Source organism: Alkalibacterium indicireducens, assembly GCF_039522005.1.
Classification (GTDB): Bacteria; Bacillota; Bacilli; order Lactobacillales; family Carnobacteriaceae_A; genus Alkalibacterium; species Alkalibacterium indicireducens.
The window spans coordinates 1,876-2,490 of sequence record NZ_BAAADA010000085.1 but is presented as its reverse complement, the minus strand read 5'-3'; the positions used below and the strand labels follow the sequence as shown (position 1 = coordinate 2,490).

The 615-nt window shown below is 37.6% G+C and carries 1 protein-coding gene and 1 pseudogene; both read left to right on the top strand.

The window, feature by feature from the left end; all coding sequences use genetic code 11:
* Nucleotides 1-352 (top strand): annotated as a pseudogene (locus tag ABFX15_RS05430) (IS110 family transposase); the annotation flags it as partial.
* A partial coding sequence (locus ABFX15_RS05425; protein ID WP_346024465.1) for a transposase occupies nt 346-615 on the top strand: 270 nt, incomplete at its 3' end. The pseudogene ABFX15_RS05430 and the gene ABFX15_RS05425, both read left to right, overlap by 7 nt.

Genomic DNA, 615 nt, shown 5'->3' with positions numbered 1-615 from the left:
GAGTGACTTAAAAGCTGAAAACATAAGCACCTCTGTGTTTAGTTCAACGATGATTCAATTAATGAATGGCGACATTTCAATGGCTGAGATTCGGACAATGAATAGCGTTGAGCTAGCTGCTTTACTTCAAAAGTTTGGGCGAGGACGCTTTAAAGATCCTGTCAAATTAGCTAAAGTCATTAGAAAATCTGTCTCAGACTCTTATCGCTTAGGCAAACTAGCACAAGACAGTATTGATATCAATCTAGGTGTTCAAATGCGTGTGATACGTGGATTTGAACAAGAAATAAAAATCATTGATAAAGCCATTGAGAATATTATGGAAACCATCGATAGCGCAAAACATTGTTAAGCATTCCAGGAATTGGACCTGTTTATGCCGCAGGCATTATCGCTGAAGTGGGTCAAATTGACCGATTTAACCATGAAGCTCAACTGGCAAAATACGCTGGTCTTTATTGGCCAAAACATCAATCTGGTAACTATCAAAAAGAAAAGACACCGATGTCTAAGTCAGGAAACCGTTATTTACGTTATTACTTAGTTCAAGCTGCCAACTCTGTAAGACGATATATTCCTGAGTATGAAGCCTATTACCAGAAAAAATATAAAGAA